Origin of the sequence: Vibrio sp. Vb1337 (assembly GCF_033338715.1) — a bacterium.
Taxonomy (GTDB): Bacteria; Pseudomonadota; Gammaproteobacteria; order Enterobacterales; family Vibrionaceae; genus Vibrio; species Vibrio alginolyticus.
The window spans coordinates 93,596-115,931 of record NZ_JAWOTD010000001.1; the positions used below are offsets into that span (position 1 = coordinate 93,596).

General features: G+C 44.9%; 23 protein-coding genes. 11 read left to right on the top strand and 12 right to left on the bottom strand.

Annotated elements, in window-relative coordinates:
• Positions 1-29: 29 nt before the first annotated feature.
• The 6 genes from cdd to R7E42_RS00405 all read right to left on the bottom strand — a co-directional run bounded on the left by cdd (position 30) and on the right by R7E42_RS00405 (position 6,299).
• Positions 30-917, bottom strand: coding sequence for a cytidine deaminase (gene cdd / locus R7E42_RS00380; protein ID WP_005377892.1), 888 nt, complete (start codon positions 915-917; stop codon positions 30-32).
• 430 nt (positions 918-1,347) lie between these two features.
• Positions 1,348-2,025, bottom strand: coding sequence for an LrgB family protein (locus tag R7E42_RS00385; protein WP_213903531.1), 678 nt, complete (start codon positions 2,023-2,025; stop codon positions 1,348-1,350).
• A 1-nt stretch (position 2,026) separates the two neighbouring features.
• On the bottom strand, positions 2,027-2,401 hold the full coding sequence (locus tag R7E42_RS00390) for a CidA/LrgA family protein (RefSeq protein WP_213903530.1): 375 nt from the start codon (positions 2,399-2,401) through the stop codon (positions 2,027-2,029).
• 55 nt (positions 2,402-2,456) lie between these two features.
• Positions 2,457-3,878 carry an exodeoxyribonuclease I gene (sbcB, locus tag R7E42_RS00395; RefSeq protein WP_017820876.1) on the bottom strand — a complete coding sequence of 474 codons (1,422 nt, stop codon included), beginning with the start codon at positions 3,876-3,878 and terminating at the stop codon, positions 2,457-2,459.
• 157 nt (positions 3,879-4,035) lie between these two features.
• Positions 4,036-5,409, bottom strand: a complete 1,374-nt coding sequence (locus R7E42_RS00400; RefSeq protein WP_318072253.1) for an L-cystine transporter — start codon at positions 5,407-5,409, stop codon at positions 4,036-4,038.
• 200 nt (positions 5,410-5,609) lie between these two features.
• The gene (locus R7E42_RS00405; protein ID WP_053350419.1) at positions 5,610-6,299 is read right to left on the bottom strand and encodes an NAD(P)H-binding protein; all 690 of its coding nucleotides are present in this window, start codon (positions 6,297-6,299) and stop codon (positions 5,610-5,612) included.
• A 248-nt stretch (positions 6,300-6,547) separates the two neighbouring features.
• Between R7E42_RS00405 and cobT the strand changes: the two genes are divergently transcribed.
• From cobT to btuD, 8 genes are all read left to right on the top strand, one after another.
• Entirely contained in the window at positions 6,548-7,591 is a 1,044-nt protein-coding gene (cobT, locus tag R7E42_RS00410) for a nicotinate-nucleotide--dimethylbenzimidazole phosphoribosyltransferase (RefSeq protein WP_085569560.1), read from the top strand.
• A gap of 29 nt (positions 7,592-7,620) precedes the next feature.
• A complete protein-coding gene (locus R7E42_RS00415) occupies positions 7,621-8,397 on the top strand; it encodes an adenosylcobinamide-GDP ribazoletransferase (protein ID WP_262639713.1) in 777 nt (258 codons plus the stop codon).
• Complete coding sequence (gene cobU, locus R7E42_RS00420) at positions 8,394-8,927, top strand: bifunctional adenosylcobinamide kinase/adenosylcobinamide-phosphate guanylyltransferase (RefSeq protein WP_025766771.1); 534 nt, start codon at positions 8,394-8,396, stop codon at positions 8,925-8,927. Before R7E42_RS00415 ends, cobU begins: the two co-directional genes overlap by 4 nt.
• A gap of 11 nt (positions 8,928-8,938) precedes the next feature.
• Positions 8,939-9,553, top strand: a complete 615-nt coding sequence (gene cobC / locus R7E42_RS00425; RefSeq protein WP_262639675.1) for an alpha-ribazole phosphatase — start codon at positions 8,939-8,941, stop codon at positions 9,551-9,553.
• A gap of 128 nt (positions 9,554-9,681) precedes the next feature.
• Positions 9,682-11,478, top strand: coding sequence for a M3 family oligoendopeptidase (locus R7E42_RS00430; protein WP_213871596.1), 1,797 nt, complete (start codon positions 9,682-9,684; stop codon positions 11,476-11,478).
• A 274-nt stretch (positions 11,479-11,752) separates the two neighbouring features.
• Complete coding sequence (locus tag R7E42_RS00435) at positions 11,753-12,781, top strand: succinylglutamate desuccinylase (RefSeq protein ID WP_005377878.1); 1,029 nt, start codon at positions 11,753-11,755, stop codon at positions 12,779-12,781.
• An 82-nt stretch (positions 12,782-12,863) separates the two neighbouring features.
• Complete coding sequence (gene btuC, locus R7E42_RS00440; RefSeq protein WP_318072254.1) at positions 12,864-13,859, top strand: vitamin B12 ABC transporter permease BtuC; 996 nt, start codon at positions 12,864-12,866, stop codon at positions 13,857-13,859.
• The gene (gene btuD / locus R7E42_RS00445) at positions 13,846-14,613 is read left to right on the top strand and encodes a vitamin B12 ABC transporter ATP-binding protein BtuD (protein WP_262596409.1); all 768 of its coding nucleotides are present in this window, start codon (positions 13,846-13,848) and stop codon (positions 14,611-14,613) included. Before btuC ends, btuD begins: the two co-directional genes overlap by 14 nt.
• Positions 14,614-14,681: 68 nt before the next feature.
• Here btuD and R7E42_RS00450 read toward each other — a convergent pair whose 3' ends face one another.
• From R7E42_RS00450 to R7E42_RS00460, 3 genes are all read right to left on the bottom strand, one after another.
• Positions 14,682-15,257, bottom strand: a complete 576-nt coding sequence (locus R7E42_RS00450) for a nucleoside triphosphate pyrophosphohydrolase family protein (protein WP_005377875.1) — start codon at positions 15,255-15,257, stop codon at positions 14,682-14,684.
• Between the two features lie 110 nt (positions 15,258-15,367).
• Positions 15,368-15,940, bottom strand: coding sequence for a DUF1415 domain-containing protein (locus tag R7E42_RS00455; RefSeq protein WP_206969989.1), 573 nt, complete (start codon positions 15,938-15,940; stop codon positions 15,368-15,370).
• 88 nt (positions 15,941-16,028) lie between these two features.
• Entirely contained in the window at positions 16,029-17,252 is a 1,224-nt protein-coding gene (locus R7E42_RS00460) for an MFS transporter (RefSeq protein ID WP_005377873.1), read from the bottom strand.
• A 106-nt stretch (positions 17,253-17,358) separates the two neighbouring features.
• Between R7E42_RS00460 and R7E42_RS00465 the strand changes: the two genes are divergently transcribed.
• Positions 17,359-18,228 (top strand): LysR family transcriptional regulator, encoded by an 870-nt coding sequence (locus R7E42_RS00465; protein WP_017820887.1) that lies wholly within the window; start codon positions 17,359-17,361, stop codon positions 18,226-18,228.
• A 27-nt stretch (positions 18,229-18,255) separates the two neighbouring features.
• On the opposite strand, the gene R7E42_RS00470 is transcribed toward R7E42_RS00465, so the two are convergent.
• Positions 18,256-18,486, bottom strand: a complete 231-nt coding sequence (locus R7E42_RS00470) for a glutaredoxin family protein (RefSeq protein ID WP_005377871.1) — start codon at positions 18,484-18,486, stop codon at positions 18,256-18,258.
• Positions 18,487-18,624: 138 nt separating this feature from the next.
• Here R7E42_RS00470 and R7E42_RS00475 point away from each other — a divergent pair, with 138 nt between their 5' ends.
• Both R7E42_RS00475 and rlmF read left to right on the top strand, forming a co-directional pair.
• Positions 18,625-19,140: a M48 family metallopeptidase gene (locus R7E42_RS00475; protein ID WP_318072255.1), complete on the top strand. Its 516-nt coding sequence runs from the start codon at positions 18,625-18,627 to the stop codon at positions 19,138-19,140.
• Entirely contained in the window at positions 19,127-20,254 is a 1,128-nt protein-coding gene (gene rlmF, locus R7E42_RS00480; RefSeq protein WP_318072256.1) for a 23S rRNA (adenine(1618)-N(6))-methyltransferase RlmF, read from the top strand. Before R7E42_RS00475 ends, rlmF begins: the two co-directional genes overlap by 14 nt.
• Positions 20,255-20,325: 71 nt before the next feature.
• On the opposite strand, the gene R7E42_RS00485 is transcribed toward rlmF, so the two are convergent.
• Complete coding sequence (locus R7E42_RS00485) at positions 20,326-20,646, bottom strand: hypothetical protein (RefSeq protein WP_137281910.1); 321 nt, start codon at positions 20,644-20,646, stop codon at positions 20,326-20,328.
• A gap of 70 nt (positions 20,647-20,716) precedes the next feature.
• A complete protein-coding gene (locus tag R7E42_RS00490) occupies positions 20,717-22,312 on the bottom strand; it encodes a S41 family peptidase (protein ID WP_115385900.1) in 1,596 nt (531 codons plus the stop codon).
• Positions 22,313-22,336: the final 24 nt, after the last annotated feature.

The window sequence follows — 22,336 nt, forward strand, 5'->3', positions numbered from 1 at the left end:
GTTGTAGAGCTCTTTGTTGAATTTGTCGTTTATACGTTGACAAAACTAAGCGGAATATCTGGATTCAACGCTTCCAACGTTGATTGCGTATCGGCTAAGTGACTGATCTTACCTTCAGAGTTTTCTACCAATGCAGCGGCTTTGATGCTGTCAAAGGTTTCACCCGCAAGTAAAACTTGGATTAGCGCAACTTGTAGCGGTGGCAAGCTAGGATTAAACGCTGCATTTTCTGCATAAGCACCTTGGAATACACGGCCGCTAGTCATCTCTAATGCTAAACCACTCAAGTTGTTGGTGTATGGAGAGTGGCTCATGTTCATCGCTTCAACTGCACTTTGGATGAGTGCGTCTTCATCATCACATGAGAATTGGTGTTTAACTTCTGCCATTAAGCCGGACTCGATACCGAGATCGTTTGGTCCAAAGGCTTCAGGCAGGTATTCATGAAGTGACTTTTCTTCACGTTCTGGGAGCTGGATTTTAAGCTCGTTTGCGGTAGATAACTCATTCATGAACTGGCGGCAGTGACCACATGGGCTGAAGTTGATAGTGATATCCTTAACACCACGTTCGCCTTTCATCCAAGCATGGCTAATCGCAGACTGCTCTGCGTGAACCGTTTGACCCAACTGTACACCAAAGAATTCCATGTTGGCACCGAAGTAAAGGCGACCTGAAAGACCACGAACGATAGCGCCGACATAAAAGTCAGAAAGGGGAGCATAGGAGTACGCTGCGGCAAAAGGAAGTAGCGCAACACGAAGCTCTTTGTCTGATAGACCGGTAGCTGAAAGCAACTGCTCAAATTGTTGAACTGAAAGCGTAGCATCAAAATCATCAGCTTGGATGATAGGAGCAAGTTGTTTGGAAAGTGCTTCTGGAGCGCCTGCTAGCGCCTGTTCAATGCGACTTTTCATGTTGAATCCTTGTTATTGCATGGACAGTTATTCTATGTGAAAGATAGAAATGTTCCGTGCGTTAGATCACGATAAATAATGCAATTGATAATTCTGTTACATAATTAGAGTGAGCTCACACATGTATTCGATTGCACAGGTGTGAAGCGTTATCTCCGTCTCACAATTAACCATATCAGTATATATTCATATGACCAAGGAGCAGGAGTATGTTACCAACGCGACTTTTACCGCTATGCTACTTTATACCTACGTAATCTAGAGCGAGTGGTAGCAGCTAGAATGCTAACGCTATGAATGTATATCTCGATCAAGTCCCTTCACGATATTACTGGGTGAGGTTGATAGATAAGATAGGGTTTTGAAAAGGGTAAGGAAGAAGCGGAAAGGCTACGGCCTGCCGGAAGGAGGGCAGACCGAGAGCGCTTAACTATTGATATAGCCAGACCGCCAAAGCAAAAAAACTTGGAGCCAAAATAGAAGTTATGATCCCACATAAAACCAATGCGAGTGATGAGAACGCGGCATCAATGGGCTGTTTCTCTGCACATGTCGCGGTGCCTAAGGCATGAGACACGGTACCCATTGTTAGGCCACGTGCAATCGGGTGTTTAATTCCAATTAAGTTGTAAATTGGGTATGCCAAAATCGCGCCCAATAAACCAACAATCAGAACCAAGATCGCCGCAACGGCAGCTTCACCACCGAGGTGACTCGAAATTTCCATTGCTATTGGCGTAGTGACGGATTTACCCACTAGACTTGCGATTAAACTGATATCCGCTTTGAAAGCGACTGCGATCAAGGTGGTTGTCATCATCGACATCACACTGCCTACTGTGCAAGCGAAAGTGATGATTCGCCAGTTTGCTTTAATTTGTGGTAGTTGTTCATATAGTGGATAAGCCAGAGCAACTACAGCAGGTTGAAGCAAAAAGCTAATTCCTTCGTTATCCGCATAATACGTTTCAAATGGCACATTTAAGTAAGTAAGCAAAGGAATGAGCACTGCGATACTGATCAGCAAAGGGTTTGCTAGAGGATTGTTCACTTTGATTGCCATTTGACGAGCGATAAGAAAAACCGCAATGGTAACAACTAACCACATATCAGTGTTTCTCCTTTAGCAAGTAGTCCAGCAGCCAAGCGAGGCTGACCAGTACAATGAGTGAACCGCCAACCGCGCTAGCGATGATAGGGAGCGCATTGGCGAGTAGTAGGTCGAAATGCTGCATTAATCCGACGCTGATAGGAACGAACAATAAGATCATATAGCGGATAAATAGCGTGGCGCCCGGTTTGACCCAGTCGACTTTTACAAGCCCAAGAGTCATGGAGAAAAACAGTACGAGCATACCGATGACACTTCCTGGAACGGAAACGCCAGTGAACTTTTGAATGGTAATTCCGATGCCAAGTGCTCCCATGATGAGGAAGATTGAAATGAGCAGTTGGATCAGTTGTAAGAATCGTTCTTTAATCATTTTGACAGTATATAAACAACAAGCACACCATAAGGTGCGCTTGTATTAGGAGGAGTTAGGAAGCTAAGCTCTCTACATAACGGTACACGGATTTTAATATCGCAATCTTCTTTTCGTCACTTTCATGTTCGTGAACTAAGTTTTCTAAATTCAGCATGTACTCTTCAATTTGGCTTTCAAACACTTCTCGACAGTGTAGTGCCCAGCGTCTTTGTTCTTGCTCGTCTAATGTGCCTGGGAAGTTACGCGCACGATAGCGGAACAATAGAGGTTTAATGCGCTTGTCATCAAATTCAATGTCTAATGCAGCAAGATTATTCGGATCGGTTTCGCGAATGATATCCATAGCTGCGCGATCGGCTGGAGAAAAGAACCCGTCGTAAAGTTGTGTATCGACGTCATCACTTTTATCGAATTTGCGCTCGACTGAAAAGAGGCTAATCAGCTTTTCTCTAATTTCAGGATGTTGGCGCAACAAAGCGAGATTGGCGAGACATTGTTGGCGATCAATGCCAATAGACTCTGCATTTTCAGCCGTTAACGTTTTTGCAGGGGCGAGAATAGGGCATTTGTTCAAATGAACTAGTTTAACTGGCACTGGTAGCAATTCACCAAGATCTTCGCGCTTCGTGTAGAGTCTTTCGTGCAGCTCTTCTGCGGATAGCTCAAGAATAGGTTGAGGGTCTTTCGCTAAATCGATGGTGATAACGGCGTTATTATTGGTTGGATGCCAAGCAACAGGCACAATCCAGCTAGTGTACTGGCATTCGCGCCCTAGCATGCCTGAAACGTGCATCAACGGTGTCATGTTGACGATGTCGACTAAATCATTGAGCTTGCGCTTTTGGCGCATAGAAAAAAAGTAATCAAACAATTTTGGTTGCGCTGCTTTTACTTTCTTTGCCATTTCGATAGTCGCAACCACATCTGCCATGGCATCGTGCGCGTTACTATGTTCTATGCCGTTAGCCACGGACAAATGTTCTAATTTAAAGCTAGTGAAGCCATCTTCGTTTTCTGGCCATTCTACGCCTTCTGGGCGAAGGGCATGGCACGCGCGTAGTACATCGAGTAAATCCCAACGTGAGTTACCGTTTTGCCAACTCCATGCGTATGGATCGATAAAGTTGCGATAACAAGTATAACGGGTCACTTCGTCATCAAAGCGAATGCTGTTGTAGCCTAAACTGGTGGTATTTGGTCTCGCGAGTTCAGTGTGAATCTTAGCGATAAACTCTGGCTCAGAAAGGCCTTCTTGAACCGTTTTTTGCGGAGTAATACCAGTAATAAGCGCAGCTTCAGGAGACGGAAGATAATCAGCCGGTGGTTGACAGTACATGACTAAAGGCTCGCCGATGATATTAAAGTTTTCATCTGTACGAACACCAGCAAACTGGCTTGGGCGATCTTTCGCGGGGTTGGTTCCCCATGTCTCATAATCAAAGAAGAAAAAAGTGGGCTGATTATCTTGGTGCATTCTGCTTACCGTTTACAAAACCGATGACAGTATTAGACCATTCAACGCCTTGACTAGCAACGAAAGATGCAAGTTGAATTTTTGAAAATGAAAAAAGCCGATGGCGAACCATCGGCTTGATATTTTATGTTTTATCGCTTTGGAAGGAATTTGAGTTCTATGCTCGTGTTTCTTCCAATGTTGCTTCACTTCCTGGTGACTTCAGCACTCGGCTAGCAATTGTACCCGCAGTCATTGAACCTGAAACGTTTAGTGCGGTACGTGCCATGTCAATCAGTGGTTCAATAGAGATAAGCAGTGCCGCGATGGTTACAGGCAAGCCCATTGCAGGAAGAACAATCAAGGCTGCAAACGTCGCACCGCCGCCGACACCTGCAATACCAAATGAGCTGATGGTGATAATCGCAATCAATGACAGGATAAAGTGTAGATCAAGTGGGTTGATGCCCATTGTCGGAGCTACCATCACTGCAAGCATTGCAGGATAGATACCCGCACAGCCGTTTTGGCCGATAGTGGCACCAAACGATGCTGATAGGTTTGCAATCGCTGGTGGTACGTTAAGCTTCGTGATTTGCGCTTCTACGTTTAGTGGAATTGTTGCTGCTGAGCTACGAGATGTAAACGCGAAGGTCAGTACAGGCCAGATTTTCTTAAAGTATTCCGCAGGGCTAACGCCAACAAAAGAGACCAATACGCCATGAACAACAAACATCAGTGCGATAGCAACATAAGACGCCACAATAAAGCCAAGTAGGTTTAGGATGTCGCCTGCGCTTGATGTCGCTACCACTTTTGCCATCAGTGCTGCGATGCCGTATGGCGTTAGGGCCATGATCATCTTCACTAGTCGCATAACGATAGATTGAGCAGCTTCTACCAAAGTACGAATCGGTGATTCCAACTCTGCTTTTTCCATCATCACTTTACGAGCGGCGATACCAGTTAACACGCCAAAAATCACTACAGCGATAATCGATGTCGAGCGAGCACCTGTTAGATCAGCAAATGGGTTGGTTGGAATGAAGCTAACTAGCATTTGAGGAATAGTTAGGTCACTTACTGTACCGGCACGGCTTTCTAAAACGGCGATACGAGCGGTTTCACGCGCACCTTCAGTTAACCCTTCTGCTGACAGGCCAAATGTTGTTGTCACCAAGATACCGATAAGTGCAGCAATTGCAGTCGTTACTAGAAGAACAGAGATGGTCAGGCCAGAAATTTTACCTAAAGAGCCACCTTTCTCCAATTTAACAACTGCAGAGATCATCGATACCAATACTAGTGGCATGATGACCATTTTCAGTAGACCAACGTAGCCACTGCCTACAATGCCTACCCATTCAAGTGTTTGAGCAATTGCGCTGTTGCCTTCACCGTGAATGAGTTGCAAAGCAAGACCAAAAAGAGAACCGGTAACAAGACCGATCAAAACGAGACGTGAAAGAGTGTGTTTCTTTTGTTGTTGATTAAATAGAAAGAACAATATGCCAACAAAGACGGCTAGAGAGGCTATCACTGCAAAATTCATAATTTGACCTTATCAACCAGCCGAAGTGGCGGTTGTTTTTTATACGGGGTTTTATACGGATTTATTTATGGAGCGTAAGATAACGCTCGTGATATAACTTTAAAAATGACAAACGGGTATTAGCTAGATCTAAAATGAATATAAAAACGAGATCTAAGTCGCGTGAGAGCGTGAATTAGCACGTTAATTGTACAAAATGGTTATTCGTAGTGATGCAGTAAGTCACGCATTTCTTTCCTTTGTAAGTAAACCACCGAGTCTTCTTGATAACTGAAAAGTTGATAAATCATCGCTTTAGCGACATCTTCTGCTCGAATAGGTAAAAAGTTGGACAATTTGCCAAGCATAAGTGGGCGAATTACCTTAAACAGAGTTTGTACTAACTTCTCGTCCATTCTTGGGTTTTGACGTTGACCAACAAGCGGGCCTGGGCGAACAAATACGATTTCCTCAAAATCCATAGCTTCGATTCGTTGTTCCATTTGTCCTTTACAAGCTAAGTAATGGGATGGCGATTTACTATTTGCACCGAGGCTAGAAACAACCGCAAGGCGTTTGACTCCGATTGTTTTCATTTGTTGGGCGACTTTACACACCAGATCAACATCTACTCTACGCAAATTATCCTTACTGCCTGCTTGCTTAAGGGTCGTGCCTAAACAGATAAAGCCGATGGTTGGTGTTGGTTGGTTCTCATCCCATTGGTGGATAGAAAGGTCTGCATCAATGAGAGGAATAAGCTTGTTGTCCACATCTAGGACGCCATCGAGTGGGCGGCGAGAAAGATAATATAATGTTCCAACACCTGATTGATTTATGAGGTTTGCAATGACTTTTGAGCCTACTAAGCCAGTTGCACCGGCGATGATTGCGCAGGTGTTGTTATCCATATCTTTTCTCCTATATGGGAACATAGTCTAAGCTATTGTAGCGGATTTCAACGAGTTACTTATAATCTCGTGCAAGAAAGGTGAGACGCTCTGCGAACTCGGCAGACTATCCTGAGATAAACTTGATTAGCGCTGCCCCAATTGGATGCAAGTGTATACAATAGTGGGCGCGCAAAAACTGTCGCTGAACAAGACCTCTTGAACAACAGAACACCTCTCACCCAGACAACATCAAAGGAACGTAAAAAATGGATGACTCTTTTGCTGCGGAGATACAAGCACGCATAGATAACAAAACCAAACCCGTCGGTTCTTTAGGCTTATTGGAAAAGGTGGCACTGCAGTTAGCTCTTATTCAAAGCCAGGATAAACCTCAGCCAGTTGATTCCATCGCTATCTGCAAACCGAGCATGCTGGTATTTGCTGGAGATCACGGCGTTGCAGAGGAGGGTGTGAGCATTGCGCCAAGCGAAGTCACTCAACAAATGGTGGCTAACTTTCTCGCCGGCGGCGCAGCCATCAACTGTTTTTGCGACATCAATGGCATTCAACTCAAAGTAATAGATTGCGGCATGTTGGCTCCTATTGATGTGCTGGTTCCAGAATTTAAATCCCATCCCAACTTGGTTGAACAACGGCTGGGTAACGGTACGGCTAATTTTTCTAAACAATCCGCGATGTCCCCAGAACAAGTGGCGTTAGGTTTAGAATATGGTGCGAAGATTGCTGAGCATACCATTTTGCATGGTTCAAACCTCTTAATGTTCGGCGAGATGGGCATCGGTAATACCAGTTCGGCCTCAGCACTGTTATCGGCGCTGAGCTCATTAGATATTGATTATTGTGTTGGCGTTGGCACCGGAATCAATCAACAGCAGTTGAGCCGCAAATATAAACTGGTAGCACAGGGGGTAAACCGATGTCGAGGTCTTGATACCAAAGCGATTCTCGCACAGGTTGGGGGCTTTGAAATCGTACAAATGGTGGGCGCTTTTTTAGAAGCCAAGCGGCTTAAAACTCCAGTTTTAGTGGATGGGTTTATCGTATCGGTAGCGGCTTATATTGCGACGTTGTTAGACGAAGAAACGCGTGAATACATGTTGTTTGCCCATCGCTCTGAAGAAAATGGACATAAATTTGTATTGGAACATCTAAAAGCAGAACCTCTGCTCGACCTTGGTTTACGGCTAGGGGAGGGAACAGGAGCCGCTCTTGCCTTGCCTCTGTTAAAAGCTGCTGCCCAGTTTTACAACAAAATGGCGAGCTTTGAGAGTGCAGGAGTTACAGTTTAGTGTCAGTCCCTGATAATTCTGAGAAAGTCATGCCGTCATCGTTAAGATACCAGTGGGAGTTATTTCTATTAGCTACCAGTTTTTTTAGCCGCTTACCCGTGCCCCAAGCGTTGCCTTACAGTGAAGAACGCATGAATCAGGCAGGCCGTTACTTTGCGTTAGTTGGTCTCGTGCTTGGAGCGCTTTGCGCTTTGGTATTCTCGCTCACCTCAATTCTTTTCCCAGAGTCGGTTGCCATAGTATTAACGATGGTGTTTAGCTTATTGTTAACTGGGGCTTTTCACGAAGACGGCTTGACCGATATGGCGGATGGCATTGGCGGTGGCATGACCGTAGAGCGACGCCTCTCTATTATGAAAGACAGTCGTATTGGCACTTATGGTGCCGCCACTCTCATTATGGCGTTATTGGCTAAGTATGTTTTTTGGAGTGAACTGGCTAACTTGCCGCACTTTTGGTTGGTCATTGTCGTCGCTTACACCGCAAGCCGAGCACTAGCAGCGACGCTTATTTATGACATGCCTTATGTCAGTGACAGTGATACGTCGAAAAGTAAACCGCTAGCAAGTCGCCAGTCTTCTCTAGAAGTCTCCATTTTGTTGTTTACTGGTGGCGTAACATTGCTTGTGCTTGGTTTCGCGGATGCGATCTTGATATCGCTTGTTCTCGTGGTATTTCGTTTGATGTTCAAACGTTGGTTAACCAAGAGAATTGGCGGCTTTACGGGGGATTGCCTTGGCGCAGCGCAACAGTTGTCGGAACTGCTTATTTATCTCACTATGATTGGGTTGTATCACTCCTCATGAAGCAATTGATACTCGGTGGCGCGCGCTCTGGGAAGTCGCATTTGGCAGAAAAAACAGCTAAGCAATTATCGGTCGCTTCTCATCGATCATTACACTATGTTGCAACCGCGCTGCCATTTGACCAAGAAATGCGAGAGCGAATAGCGCATCATCAAAAGCAACGCGGGGGCGAGTGGCAAGAGCATGAATGCCCCCTTCATTTATCTGAGTTACTGACAAATTTCGCTACCACCGATGTTGTATTGGTCGACTGTTTAACCTTGTGGCTCAACAATTGGATATTTGAGTTAGGTGATGAATGTTCCCATGAGAAGCTAGAAGCAGAAATTGAAAAGCTTATAAAGATGGTACGTGGCTCAGATGCGACGTTAATATTCGTCTCTAACGAGGTTGGAATGGGCATTGTACCTTTGGGGGCGGTTAGTCGTTATTTTGTGGATAATGCAGGACGGATGAATCAAAAACTAGCCAGTGTTTGCCATCGCGTTACCTTTGTTGCTGCTGGTTTGCCGTTGGTTCTTAAAGAGTAGGATGGAACAAAATGAAAACACTCAATATCTATCTTGTGCGTCATGGAAAAGTAGACGCTCCACCAGGACTCCATGGCCAAACAGATGTAAAAGTTACGCCTGCTGATCAAGAGAGTATTGCTCGGGCTTGGGCTGAGAGTGGACGAGGTGTGGGTGGAATAATTTCTTCTCCACTTTCACGCTGTCAAGAACTGGCAAACATCATTGCTGAACAGCAATTATTACCAGTAATGACGGATGAATCTTTACAAGAGATGGCATTTGGTGATTTTGATGGTATGCCTTTTGATCGGCTCACTGAGCAGTGGAAAAAGCTAGATGCTTTTTGGCAATCGCCAGCACAACATACGTTGCCGAATGCTGAGAGCTTAAGCACATTTTCTGAGCGCATATGTCGCGTTTGGTCTCAAATCATCAACGATATCAATGACAATCTCCTTATCGTCACGCATGGTGGCGTCATTCGTATGATTCTTGCTCATGTATTGGAGTTAGATTGGCGTAATCCAAGGTGGTATTCGACGTTGTCGATAGGAAACGCTTCTGTCACGCATATAACAATTACCATAGATGAGCAAATTTACGCCTCGGTGCGTTCGATTGGCATACCTCTTTTAACTCGTTAACTTATAAATATTAAAATGCCCAGAACGATATTGCTTACGGGCATAGTCACGGAAGATGTCAGTGGAAGCCCATCTGCTAGGTGCAGGAAGCGAAAATTGACTCAGTTACATAAAAAGGAAATATAGAAATGACAACGCCGAGTTGGGATTTGTCCATCGTTTATAACGACCTTTCTGACCCACGAATTCAAGACGATATTGCTCTTGTGGAACAATGTATTGATCTTTTGAATAAACAATCAGTAGATTGTGGCAACGTAGAGATCATGCAAAATGCGATTTTGACCAATGAAGCTGCGAGTCGTTTAGCGGGTACAGTTGCAAATTTTGCGAGTTGTTATGCTTCTGTTGATGCAACAAACGCCGAAGCGAAATCGTTACTTGGTAAAATGACCCGCATCTTTTCGGAGCTTTCCCAAGCGTTCAGTCCCTTTGATTTGACATTAACTCATGCCGACGAAGAGTTTATCTTGCGCGTGTTAGACCATGAAAATCCTGATATCAGTGGGCAAGCTTTTTCTATCTTGAATTCTAGAAAGTTGGCGGATACTCGTCTTAGCAACGCAGAAGAACAGTTACTGGCTGCGATGAGTGTGGATGGCAAATCGGCTTGGGGTAACCTATACGATAACCTGACTGGCTCATTGAAAGTGAAGCTTGAGTACACAGATGGTAATAGTGAAGAGCTTGGGTTTTCTCAAGCGGCAAGCATTCTTTATGGTTCTGAATTCGAGCGTCAAGAAGCCGCGTGGCGTGGCGTACAAGATGCAATGCAAACGCACCAAGAATCATTCGCTGCGATTTTGAATGCGTTAGCAGGATGGCGCTTAACTGAAAACAAAAAGCGTTCTACGAAGCGTGAAGTTCACTTCCTAGAGCCGAGTTTGCATGGTAGCCGAATCCAAGCTGAAACTTTAAATGCGATGATGACAGTAGCCAAAGACAGTCGAACTATTGGTCAGAAAGCAGGTTTATTGATGGCGCAAGTACATGGTCTGGATGAGATGAAGCCTTGGAATCATCTGGCGGCTATGCCTGCTTTGAGCGGTGAAGCGAAGGTTTACGACTTTGATGAAGCGATTGATGTTATTTGTGAAGCATTTGAAACAGTAAACCCTGAGATGTCGGAGTTTGTCCGTTTGATGGTACAAAATGGTTGGATTGATGCCGCGCCAAATGCTAACAAGCGTCTTGGCGCATACTGCACCAAACTGCCAGCAACGCGAACACCACTTGTGTTTATGACTTGGAGTGGCAGCCGTTCAGACCTTATGACTCTGGCACATGAACTTGGCCATGCGTTCCATAACTGGGTTATTCGTGATTTGCCACTTTGCCAAACTTACTACCCAATGACGTTAGCAGAAACCGCCTCTATCTTTGCAGAAAACATCGTTCGTGATCATTTGATTTCGAAAGCGGAGAGCGTTGATGAAAAGCTCGAAATGTTGTGGGAAGAGTTGTCATCTGCGCTAGCTTTAATGATCAACATTCCGGTTCGCTACGAGTTTGAAAAATCGTTCTATGAACGCCGCCAGGATGGAGAGTTAACCGCAGATGAATTTTGTGAGTTGATGTCAGAAACTTGGAAAGAATGGTATGGCGACGTAATGAGCGAACCGGATCCGTACTTCTGGGCAAGCAAGCTGCACTTTTCTATTGATAGCGTGAGCTTTTATAACTACCCATACCTATTTGGTTTCTTGTTTAGCAAGGGTATCTATGCACAGCGAGAAACCAAAGGCGAAGCGTTTTACACCGATTACATCAATTTGCTGCGCGATACAGGCTGCATGATGGCGGAAGATGTCGTCGAAAAGCACCTGTCGATGGATTTAACCCAGCCAACGTTTTGGCAGCAGAGTGTTGAGCTAGTGCGTGAAAAAGTCGATGAGTTTGAGCGTTTGCTCGCACAGCGCGGCTAAGTTTTTCGCAGTGTTGATGCATAATCTGCTTTATAGCTACAAAAATTTGATCAAATCATAATGATCTTAATCAGGGCTGTGGTAAAGTTCACAGCCCTAACACTTTGTAATTGTTTGAAAATTAAACGCCTCAATGCTTGATTTGAGTGCCTGGCGCGAAAAGGCATCGGATTTTCGAGGGAAATAGTGATTTCTACTCATAAGTGAGATCGCAGCAACAAAAATCCTTTGTACAATTTATTAACATATCCGCCGTGCTATTAAGGAGTAACGCATGACGAAGTCTCTCTTTCGCCAATCGTTTTTAACTGACACGTTAGATGTTCATATTGATGTCGCACCAGCGGAGCAGGTGCTTTCTAACGGTGTAAAACTTAAACTCTATCAGCGTGGTGTATTAGAAGTAATCCCTGCGAATTATACTCAGGATACGAAGAACATCATCATCTCTTGTGGGGTTCACGGAGATGAAACCGCACCGATGGAGCTGGTGGATTCCATTATTCAAGACATAGAATCTGGGTTCCAGACGGTCGATACCCGTTGTCTGTTCATTATCGCTCACCCAGAGTCCACTCTGGCGCACACGCGATTCCTTGAAGAAAACCTCAACCGTTTGTTTGACGAAAAAGAACACAAACAGACAAAAGAGCTTGTTATCGCCGATACGCTTAAGCTGCTTGTTCGAGATTTTTATCAGGATACCGACCCGACAACACGCTGGCACCTTGATTTACACTGCGCGATTAGAGGCTCGAAGCACTATACGTTTGCAGTAAGTCCCAAGACTCGTCATCCTGTGCGCAGCAAAGCATTGATCGATTTCTTGGACAGTGCACACATTGAAGCAGTGCTCCTGTCAAACTCACCATCGAGCACGTTTAGCTGGTACAGTGCCGAGAACTTTGGTGCGCAGGCTCTCACAATGGAGCTTGGCCGTGTGGCTCGTATCGGTGAAAATGACCTCGATAAACTGACCGCGTTTGATTTGTCTTTACGTAATTTGATTGCGGAAACGAAGCCAGAACACCTACCAAAACCATGCATTAAGTATCGCGTAAGTCGCACAATCGTTCGTTTGAACGAAGACTTTGACTTTATGTTCGACGACAATGTTGAAAACTTCACCTCATTTGTTCACGGCGAAGTGTTTGGTCATGATGGCGACAAACCATTAATGGCGAAGAATGAAAACGAAGCGATTGTCTTCCCGAACCGCCACGTCGCAATAGGTCAACGTGCAGCTCTGATGGTTTGTGAAGTGAAAACCCGTTTTGAAGAGGGTGAGTTGGTTTACGATTAATCCAACATTGCTTTGAGAAGTTAATTGCAATTTACCGAGGCTTAACTGTAAGGTTAAGCCTCGTTTGTTTTTATCGGTCGCTATGGATTTTCAACAACTTATCCTGAACAAGGAACGACGCTGGCAACGTAACCTGATGGTTATGTCGATCGTGCTCGTTGTACTCTCTGCCATTCACTTGATGGTCGGAGAAATTTTCCTTTCTCCTTTTCAATCCTTATCTGCATTTGAACAGAAGTTATTGGTGGACTTGCGTTTACCGAGGTTAGTGTCTGCGGCAATTATTGGTGCTGCGTTAGCGGTATCTGGCGCGACGTTACAAGTGTTGCTTGGGAACGTGTTGGCTGAACCTGGCGTGCTTGGTATCTCTGGTGGTGCAAGCTTAGCAATGGTCTTAATCATGTTCGCGTCACCTGTTCTTCCTACCCCGATTGTTTTTATGTTGGCAGCGATTGCAGGCTCGATGTTATTCACGTTTGTTTTGGTGGCGATAGCAAGGGCAATGCACCTGACGACGGCTCGATTGCTTTTAGTTGGGGTCGCATTGGGTATTTTATCGAGCGCGATTGTGACCTGGGCATTTTACTTTAGTGATGATCTCAGTTTACGCCAACTGATGTATTGGTTAATGGGCAGTATTGGCGGTGCGAGTTGGTATCAACATACCGTTACCTTGGTGATGTTACCGGTGCTCATCTGGTTATGTTGTAAAGGCAAATCGCTTGATAAATTGATGCTGGGTGAGATTCATGCGACCCAATTGGGAGTCGATGTACATCAAATGCGTTGGAAACTGATCCTCGCCATTTCTGTTTTGGTGGGGAGTTCAGTCGCTTTGGGTGGCATCATCAGTTTTGTTGGTTTGGTGGTGCCGCACTTGTTGCGTTTGGCTTTTGGTACGGAAAACCGTTATTTATTGCCACTTTCTGCAATATCTGGTGCTGCGTTGCTTGTATTTGCTGACATCGGCGCAAGACTGTTATTGGACTCCGCAGAGTTACCTTTAGGTGTCATGACAACATCGATTGGCGCACCTATTTTCATCTGGATGCTGGTGAAGAGTCATGATGCACGTTAAACATATGTCGGTTGGTAGTCGATTATTGCCTCTTTCTTTTGAATGCAAAGCTGGCGAAATCGTACATGTAGTTGGGCCTAATGGTTCCGGTAAGAGCACTTTATTGGCTGCGATTTCTGGTACGTTAAGTCACCGAGAGGGTATGAGTGGTGAAGTGTACGTTGGCAACAAAAACTTGCTTACTTTACCGTTGTCAGAGCAAGCTCATGTTCGAGGTTATTTGTGTCAGCAATCGCGCCCAGCGTTTAATGTTGATGTGTTTCAGTATCTCGCTTTATCTCTGCCAAGTGGTGCTGAGATTGCGGATATCAAAGTGCGTGATGCCGTCAATATGGTGGTGGAGCTGGTACAACTGCAAGATAAGCTTCATCGCAGTATTCAAACATTATCCGGTGGTGAGTGGCAGCGTGTCCGATTAGCAGGTGTATGTTTGCAGGTGTGGCGTACCATTAATCCTTTTTCGCAGTTTTTAATTTTGGATGAGCCAGCAGCACCGTTAGATATTGCGCAAGAGGGTCTGCTCTATCAATTGATTAGCGCTATGGCGGCGCAGGGAATTGGAGTATTGGTTGCTAATCACGATCTCAATCGCACATTAAAGCACGCAGATAAAGTATTGCTGCTTAACAACGGTGTGCTGCACTCATCAGGAAGTGCCGATACTGTGCTAACGGAAGAAGCTCTCGGGGAAGTGTTCAATACTCAAGTCAAAAAGGTCATTGTAGATGAGCAACCTTATTTAATCTTTGATTAGTATTTAGGGACAATAAAAAACGACCTACTTGAGGTCGTTTTTTTAATCGAGATAGCCAAACTCAACGCTTATTGAGTTAACGGTTTTAGATCTGCTGGGCGGTAGTAAACAGATTTGAGTACTTTGCCTTTGCGAATGGTTTTACCTTCCGATACGAAATCTTCGGCGCATTTCGCGATGATGTATTCACCTTTCTGCACCGCCATCAACTTGATGCCTTGTTCTGCGTAGAATGCTTCTGTTTCTGAGTACTCTTGCTCGTTACGGCATACTTTGCTCATGTTGCTTGAGTGCACTTCATCCCAGCAAGGAATAAACTCGATACCACGGTTTACCGCAACGTTTAATAGAAGATCAATTAAGTAGCTGATCGCCAGGTTGTCTTCTACTTTGCTGTGGCCAAGATGAACGAGACGGCCCATTAATACATACACGCTGTCTACGATGGCATCTGCTTGCTCAGTTTTACAATCTGCTTCTGCTAGCTCTGTTAGCTCTTCGATCGCCAAAGAGGTGTGTAGTGTGTCTGCTTGCGTATCAAGGCTTGCAGCGTCTGCGACTGGTAAGTCGAACGTACTACGGAACTCGGTGATATCACGGTATAAGTGATCAAAAATCTCTTGGGTTAGCTTTGACAGTTGCATTCTAATTTCCATTGAATCGATTGAAGCGGCAATGATACCAAACCGCACTTTGAACCCCAAGGGCATTGCATCTAACTGGTGATAAATCTGCCTTTGGGGAATAGTGGTGCTTAACGAAATAGGTAAGGGAACAGCTTTTTACGTTCTTCCTCTGAAAGGGCGGAAACACGAGCGATGTTCGTATCGGGAATGGATTCAGGATCAGGATAGTGTTTTAGTACCTTTTCCATACTCTCTTCGCGAATCAAATGGAAGATCGGGTAAGGAGAACGATTGGTCAGGTTTTCGTCGTCTTCAGGCCTTGCGCCACCAAAACAGTAATCAGGATGGAAAGTCGCTACTTGGAAAATACCTTCCCAGTTCTGCTGCTTAATTAATCCTTCAACCCAATCTATGCAAAAGTTGTAGTCCCAGAAATCTTGTAGCATGTTGGGAACCACAACCAACGTGGTCTCAAGCTGTTCGGGCTCTGTGTTACTCAGCTCAATCAGTTGCAATAAAATATCTTCAAGAAGCGTTTCTTCTTGAGTCGCTTCACTAACAAAGATTTTGATTTGTTTATTACGTTGCGGCTTGGCAGCAAACGGACAAAGGTTGAGCCCGATTACCACATCGTTGAGCCATTGGTTGACCTGTTGAGTGATCGCTTCGATATCTGTGTTTTGTGTTGAACGCGTTGACATACGACTTTCTGGTTTTATTAAAGTAGCGCAAGCATAACAGAGTTGGTTATCCAAGTAACCAGAGAGGTATTACGTAAATGAGCGTACCTTAGCTACTCTTTAAACTCGCCGCGTCAGGTGTTTGGTCAGTGTGCTTTCTTTCGGCAATGTGTTTCAAATACGCAATTGCAGCAAACATTGCTAGGTAGACTGCGCTTCCCCCCATAAGAACACTCGACCAACCACCATGTTGCCAACAATAAAGAAGTAAGAATCCTCCCAAACTACCGCCTACATAGTAGTGTACTAAGTAGAGCGCAGTCGCGGTGGCTTTGGCGCGAGTGGCATTCTGACCGACCCAACCGTAGGCGAGGGTATGAGTAAAGAAGGCACCAAAACTTATCAGCAACAACCCAAATAGCATTGCAGTCAAGCTTTCAACCGCCGCAATCCACATCCCCGTCATGCTCACTATCGCGCCCAAGAACATGCCGAGGATTGATGAATAACGTTTACTCCAGTGGCCTGCGCAACGAGAGGAGAAAGTTCCTCCCAAGTAACAAATAAAGATCAGTGAGGCCAACCCGACGGGCACATTGTGAGGTTCACTCACCAGACGGAACCCCATTACGGAGTAAAGGTTGACGAACAAAGCAAAGTTGAGTCCTCCTATCAGCATCGCGAACCACACGCGTTGGTTTTTAAAATGACCAATAAGCGCACGATTTTGATGGCGCAAGCTGCTTGATGACGGGGTGAAGTTGCGCTGTGTTGGCAATAAATAGTGAACGCCAATGACACCAAGAAGAGTGAACACCATCATAACTTCAATGGCAACATCAACATTGAAATTGTCCGCCAATAAGCCGCCGCTAATACGTCCTGCAATACCGCCTAATGAGTTAGCCGCAATGTACGTTCCAATTGCCATCGAGAAAGCGTGCTTGTCGAGCTCTTCTGCCATGTAAGCCACGGCGACCGCAGCAAAAGCGGCGAGCGCGACACCGATCAGTGCTCGACATACCACCAAAAACAGGAATGAGTCACCAAACAGCATCAAAGCAGAAAGGGTAGGAATCGAAAACAGACCAGCCATCATGACTGGCTTTCGTCCCACTGATTCTGACAACACAGCCATTGGAACGAGGCTAAAAGAGAGAGCGAGTGTTGAGGCCGCAAATAACCAGTTCACTTGCGTTTCTGAGATCGTGAAAATTTGGGCAAAAGTGGGCAGCATTGGCTGTAGTAGGTATAAATTTGAAAAAACCAAGAAGGAACCAAGCGCTAGCGAGAGCGTAATGCGTTTGTATTCCGGTGTGCCAAAACTGACCATGAATCCTGCCTAATGTGAGCAAATGGAGAGACTGTGATCAATCTATCAGTTCGTTATAAATTAAAAAAATATATTAAAAATATGGACACCATATATTTATGATCTAATGGAATCGAAACAACTTAAACATTTTCTGGCGGTCGCTGAACATGGAAATATTACCCATGCGGCGAAAGCCCTGCATATTGCCCAGCCCGCATTAAGCATTTCTATCAAAAAGTTTGAGCAGTCTTTGGGCGTTACCCTATTTCGCCGTGATGATAAAAAAATCAGCTTAACGAAAGAGGGCGAAACGCTACTTATACATGCCAAGCGGGTGATTCAACAGTTGCACGACGCGCAGCTCGCGATTGATGAGTTGAAAGGCTTAGCGAAAGGCGAAGTAAGGCTCGGGACGCCATCAATGATGGGCAGTTATTTCTTTCCACGAATTGTGATGGCGTTTAAAAGCCAGTTCCCGGAGTTAAAATTGACCTTGGTCGAAGCTGGGACTCAATCGATTCGTCGTATGCTGCTCAATGGTCAACTCGATATCGGTGTGATCAGTTGTGATAACGTGCCTGATGACCTAGAAACTGACCATTTGTTTACTAGCCAAATGGTCGCAGTTGTTTCACCTGAGCATGAGTTAGCCCAGCGACACGCTCTTACTTTTGATGAGTTCTTTGAACACGATTTGGTTATGTTTCAGCATGGCTATTTTCACCGCGAATTTTTGGATCAGGTGAGTGAGGAGCATGGGTTTACCATGAAGTCATCATTCGAGACCAACTTACTGCCTTTGATTTTGAGTATTGTAAAACAAGAGTTTGCGATTACCGCGTTACTGGAATTGGTGACTCAACATGAGTCGGGCGTTGTTGGCTTACCGTTTGAACCACCAGTGACGCTGGATCTGGCACTTGCTTGGCGCAAGCAGGGGTACTTATCAATAGCAGATCGAACGTTTATCGACTTTATCAAGCGCTACGTTTAAACGCAGCGCAGATTCATCGTCCGAGCACTAGTCGCCTTTGTACATCTTCTCGAAGTTCTTTGGGTTCCAGCCAATCATTACCCGATCACCAATTTTTAAAACTGGCACTGAACGAGCACCAAGCGCATCAAGTTCTTTGCGACCGCGTTGCATCTTAGCATTGCACAAACGATAGTTAATATTTTTCGAATCCAGATAACGTTGAGCATCTTTGCAGTGAGGGCATTTGTCTTTGACATAAAGAACGACACGTTTCATTGAATTTCTCTCCATTATCATTGGGAGGCGAAGTTTAACGGCCTTTCACAATAAATGAAAGGCGAAAGCTAAGGTGAAACTGTCCTTTATCTCAGGTATATTGAGCGCCTTTATTTTGTCATAACAGACGTTAATTCTATGCATCCGTCACTTCGATACATTCAAGGCTACCCACAAAACATCGTAGAGCAGGTGAGCTCATTGATAACGAGTGGCAAGTTTGTTCCTTGGTTCGAAAAGCGTTATCCCGATAGGCACCAAATCAAAAGCGAAAGGGCGCTCTATGAGTACGCCATGGCAATCAAAAACTGCTACATGAAGAAAGCCGCGCCAATCAGTAAAGTCGTCTACGATAAGAAAATTCATGCGGTAAACAGTGCGCTTGGTTTGCACAGTGTTATCAGTAGAAACCATGGCGGTAAGCTGAAGTCGAAAAACGAGATTCGCATTGCCAATGTATTTAAGGATGCGCCCGAGCCACTATTAAGAATGCTGGTGGTACATGAGTTGGCGCATACTCGTGAGAAAAACCACGACAAGGCGTTCTATCAGCTATGTTGCTACATGGAGCCTGAGTATCACCAACTCGAATTTGATGCTCGTTTGTTTATGATTTACCTCGATTTAAAAGCGAATTTGAATGAAGAACAATAATCACAACGCGAAGCAAGCAAAGCCAAAGACTTCAATGGCGGGTCAGAATAAAGACGCGAATAAAGCCAAGCCGAAGCGTGTTAAAGACAAAGTTGCGCGCAAATCCTCGCAGCCTGCAGGAAAGAGCGAAGTCGAGTTCATAAAAATAGCGAAGAATGGTTTGCATGAGCGTAATGTTCATCGAGGTCGTTACGATTTTAAAAAACTCGTGGAAAGTGAACCACAGTTAAAGCCATTCGTTATCAAAAATCCGAAAGGGGAAGACTCCATAAACTTCTCTGATCCTAACGCTGTTAAAATTCTCAATAAAGCATTGCTTGCTGCGTATTATGGTATCGAGTTCTGGGGCATTCCCGACACCTACCTTTGCCCACCGATTCCGGGCCGCGCTGATTACATTCACCGAGTGGCAGAACTTCTTGATGGTGAAGTAAAAGGTCAGTACGCGCACCAAAAAGTGAAAGCGTTGGACATTGGCGTGGGAGCAAACTGTATTTATCCGATTGTTGGTGTAACAAAATACGGTTGGCACTATACGGGCAGCGATGTCGATCCAAAATCCATCCAATCGGCTCAAACGATCGTAGAGCACAATCGTGTTTTGAAGGGAAAAATTGCACTGGTACAGCAATACAATGATACCAATATTTATCGAGGTATCATTCAACCGAATGATCGTTATGATGTGACGACATGTAATCCGCCATTCCACCGTTCGGCGGAAGATGCCGCTATGGGCAGCCAGCGTAAAATCGATAATCTAAAAGCAAACCAGCGCAAGAAAGGGCTAAAACCTCAAACCGCACCAGTAAAGACAAGTAAGCCTGCGTTGAATTTTGGCGGTCAAAACGCTGAATTGTGGTGTGAAGGCGGAGAAGCGGCGTTTATCCGAAAAATGGCGAATGAAAGCCAAGCTTTTGCCGCACAGGTCTTGTGGTTTACAACACTTATATCCAAAAAAGACAACGTTCGCCCGATGCGCAAGCAGCTTGAAAAATTGGGTGTGAAAGCCATTCGTGTGGTTGAAATGAGTCAAGGGCAGAAAGTGAGCCGCTTTGTAGCTTGGTCATACATGGATAAGCAACAGCGCAAAGCATGGATTGAACTAAAGTAACGTTGACCGTTTCACACTGAACAATAAAGTAGGAAGCCCGCTGATATCAGCGGGCTTCTATTTTGGGAGATCTAAAACTTAATGATGGGCTCACAATCTAGTGAACTGAGAGAGACAAAAGTATCTGTTTTGGCATAGTACAAGCCACAGGTTTCACCTCTTATCTGCAACGTATATTGGTCTGGAAGATCCGTATAGCTGCCATCCAACAGTTGATTGTTGTTCCCTTTTACTCGTCCTTTTTCAATCAACAAATGCGGTGAGGATTCAAATACGTTATTTGCGACTCTAGGTGCTGGTGTCCCTTGGATTTCTGCGATCGCGTTTTGAATCTCTATGACTGTTTCCGGAGAGTTCTTTTTACTCAATGCTTCAACGGGTTCTTGTGACATAGCTTGGCATCCTATCAAAGAAATCGAAGTGCCTAAGAAAAGCACAACCCGAATCAGCATTCGTAAAAAGTTAGTTGATCTCAACATGAATTGCCTCTGTTCGTAGCGGAGAGCGAAGATCGCTTAACTCCGGAGATGAAATGTTACGCGGCATGGCGTTGAAACTTGAAGGGGATACTGGCGGACAGGTTCCAGTTTCCATGTAGTTTAGTGCCGCAGAAAGCATACCTTCAGACGGATCGCCCAATGGTTTTGTTAGGTCGTCATTGACCCAGCAACCTTCCACTCTATTGTTTAAGCCTAGCTCGGTATTGATTTGGCTCTTTGGAGTAGGAATAAAACCATCAGCGAAGTCGCCAAATTTTTTCTCGTTCGCCGACTTGAACTGAATAGTGTAGTACATAGTGCCGCAGTTTTGTTCTGGTGAGAACCCATACGGTTTACCTGTGGTTGTTGAACCTATTTGGATAACCTCCACATCAATGCCGCGCAAAGCGTTGATTAACAGTTCACTTGAGGAAGCCGTGCCTCCTGAAGTCAGCACATATACGCGCTTTTTGTTCAGTGTCGGAAGCACTTGATCCGAATATTTCTGTGCTGCCCAGTCTATTGCTAGATTCGTAAAGCGATAGATGTTATCCCCATCTTTAATGGTACGCATCACTTTGTCATTATGAATCAACTCACTGAAGACTCGGTTCTGACCAGCACCGCTTAGCATGTAGCCTACTTGCGAGGACTGAAGGACTAAGCCACCGCCGTTGTAACGTAAATCAACGACGATCTCGTCAACATTCTCTGCTGAGAGCATACTGAACGCCTCAATAAGCGGGGCTTGAGCGCTTGGTTCAAAGGAGTTGTATTGCAGATAGCCGATCCGCATACCATTGTGTGTAATCACTTTGGCATTTTTAACTGGAGAGGTCATGACATCAGAGGCGGTAAGCGTCACGGTTTTCTCTAGACCGTCAACACTCTCAAATGTGAAGGTGTAATCTTGATTGATGTCAGGGTTAAAGAGCGTTTTGTTAATAAAATCAATGTCGGACTGACTACCGGTGTTAACCACATCAATATTATTGATTTTCAGAAGCTTATCACCACGAGCAATGCCGCTTCTATCAGCTGGCGAGGCTTCTTCAGTGTAGGAAATACGAACGTCTCGAGGTTGTACGCCACGTAGGAATGCCCAGTTAAAACCAAATCCAGCAACTAAACCGGATTGCGATGATTTCATATCATCTTCATAAGGGACGGTAAAATGGAAGCGATCTTTTGGTTTACCCGTCGCGGTAGTAGCAGAGGTGACCAGCGTATTGAAGTAATCAGTAACAGTTTTGTAGTTTGCTGGATTATTATCAGGAACCTCGTCATACCATAGATACGTTTCGTTAGTAAAAGCTCTTAAAAAGAGTTTTTCGTGTAATGCAGAGCCCAATTTATCTGGATAGGCGGCATAGTTGTCATATGGGTCCAGTCCGACGCGGGGCGTTTCACATTGGTTGATAAACGTTTTCGACGGTTGGCTAAAATCACCGGCTTTCCATGTTGGACCGTTTGCACTGCTAGTGGACGGAGTAGGTGATGAACCATCACCGCCGCCACCGCCACAGCCTTGTAATAATGCGAGAGTGACTGCCGTTGCTAAAGAATACTTAAATTTCACTTTTCTATGTCCTTATAAATAATA

Coding starts and splice junctions, on each gene's coding strand:
- cdd (WP_005377892.1), bottom strand. CDS start 917: ATGAAAAGTCGCATTGAACAGGCGCTAGCAGGCGCTCCAGAAGCACTT.
- R7E42_RS00385 (WP_213903531.1), bottom strand. CDS start 2,025: ATGTGGTTAGTTGTTACCATTGCGGTTTTTCTTATCGCTCGTCAAATG.
- R7E42_RS00390 (WP_213903530.1), bottom strand. CDS start 2,401: ATGATTAAAGAACGATTCTTACAACTGATCCAACTGCTCATTTCAATC.
- sbcB (WP_017820876.1), bottom strand. CDS start 3,878: ATGCACCAAGATAATCAGCCCACTTTTTTCTTCTTTGATTATGAGACA.
- R7E42_RS00400 (WP_318072253.1), bottom strand. CDS start 5,409: ATGAATTTTGCAGTGATAGCCTCTCTAGCCGTCTTTGTTGGCATATTG.
- R7E42_RS00405 (WP_053350419.1), bottom strand. CDS start 6,299: ATGGATAACAACACCTGCGCAATCATCGCCGGTGCAACTGGCTTAGTA.
- cobT (WP_085569560.1), top strand. CDS start 6,548: ATGGATGACTCTTTTGCTGCGGAGATACAAGCACGCATAGATAACAAA.
- R7E42_RS00415 (WP_262639713.1), top strand. CDS start 7,621: ATGCCGTCATCGTTAAGATACCAGTGGGAGTTATTTCTATTAGCTACC.
- cobU (WP_025766771.1), top strand. CDS start 8,394: ATGAAGCAATTGATACTCGGTGGCGCGCGCTCTGGGAAGTCGCATTTG.
- cobC (WP_262639675.1), top strand. CDS start 8,939: ATGAAAACACTCAATATCTATCTTGTGCGTCATGGAAAAGTAGACGCT.
- R7E42_RS00430 (WP_213871596.1), top strand. CDS start 9,682: ATGACAACGCCGAGTTGGGATTTGTCCATCGTTTATAACGACCTTTCT.
- R7E42_RS00435 (WP_005377878.1), top strand. CDS start 11,753: ATGACGAAGTCTCTCTTTCGCCAATCGTTTTTAACTGACACGTTAGAT.
- btuC (WP_318072254.1), top strand. CDS start 12,864: ATGGATTTTCAACAACTTATCCTGAACAAGGAACGACGCTGGCAACGT.
- btuD (WP_262596409.1), top strand. CDS start 13,846: ATGATGCACGTTAAACATATGTCGGTTGGTAGTCGATTATTGCCTCTT.
- R7E42_RS00450 (WP_005377875.1), bottom strand. CDS start 15,257: ATGCAACTGTCAAAGCTAACCCAAGAGATTTTTGATCACTTATACCGT.
- R7E42_RS00455 (WP_206969989.1), bottom strand. CDS start 15,940: ATGTCAACGCGTTCAACACAAAACACAGATATCGAAGCGATCACTCAA.
- R7E42_RS00460 (WP_005377873.1), bottom strand. CDS start 17,252: ATGGTCAGTTTTGGCACACCGGAATACAAACGCATTACGCTCTCGCTA.
- R7E42_RS00465 (WP_017820887.1), top strand. CDS start 17,359: ATGGAATCGAAACAACTTAAACATTTTCTGGCGGTCGCTGAACATGGA.
- R7E42_RS00470 (WP_005377871.1), bottom strand. CDS start 18,486: ATGAAACGTGTCGTTCTTTATGTCAAAGACAAATGCCCTCACTGCAAA.
- R7E42_RS00475 (WP_318072255.1), top strand. CDS start 18,625: ATGCATCCGTCACTTCGATACATTCAAGGCTACCCACAAAACATCGTA.
- rlmF (WP_318072256.1), top strand. CDS start 19,127: ATGAAGAACAATAATCACAACGCGAAGCAAGCAAAGCCAAAGACTTCA.
- R7E42_RS00485 (WP_137281910.1), bottom strand. CDS start 20,646: ATGTCACAAGAACCCGTTGAAGCATTGAGTAAAAAGAACTCTCCGGAA.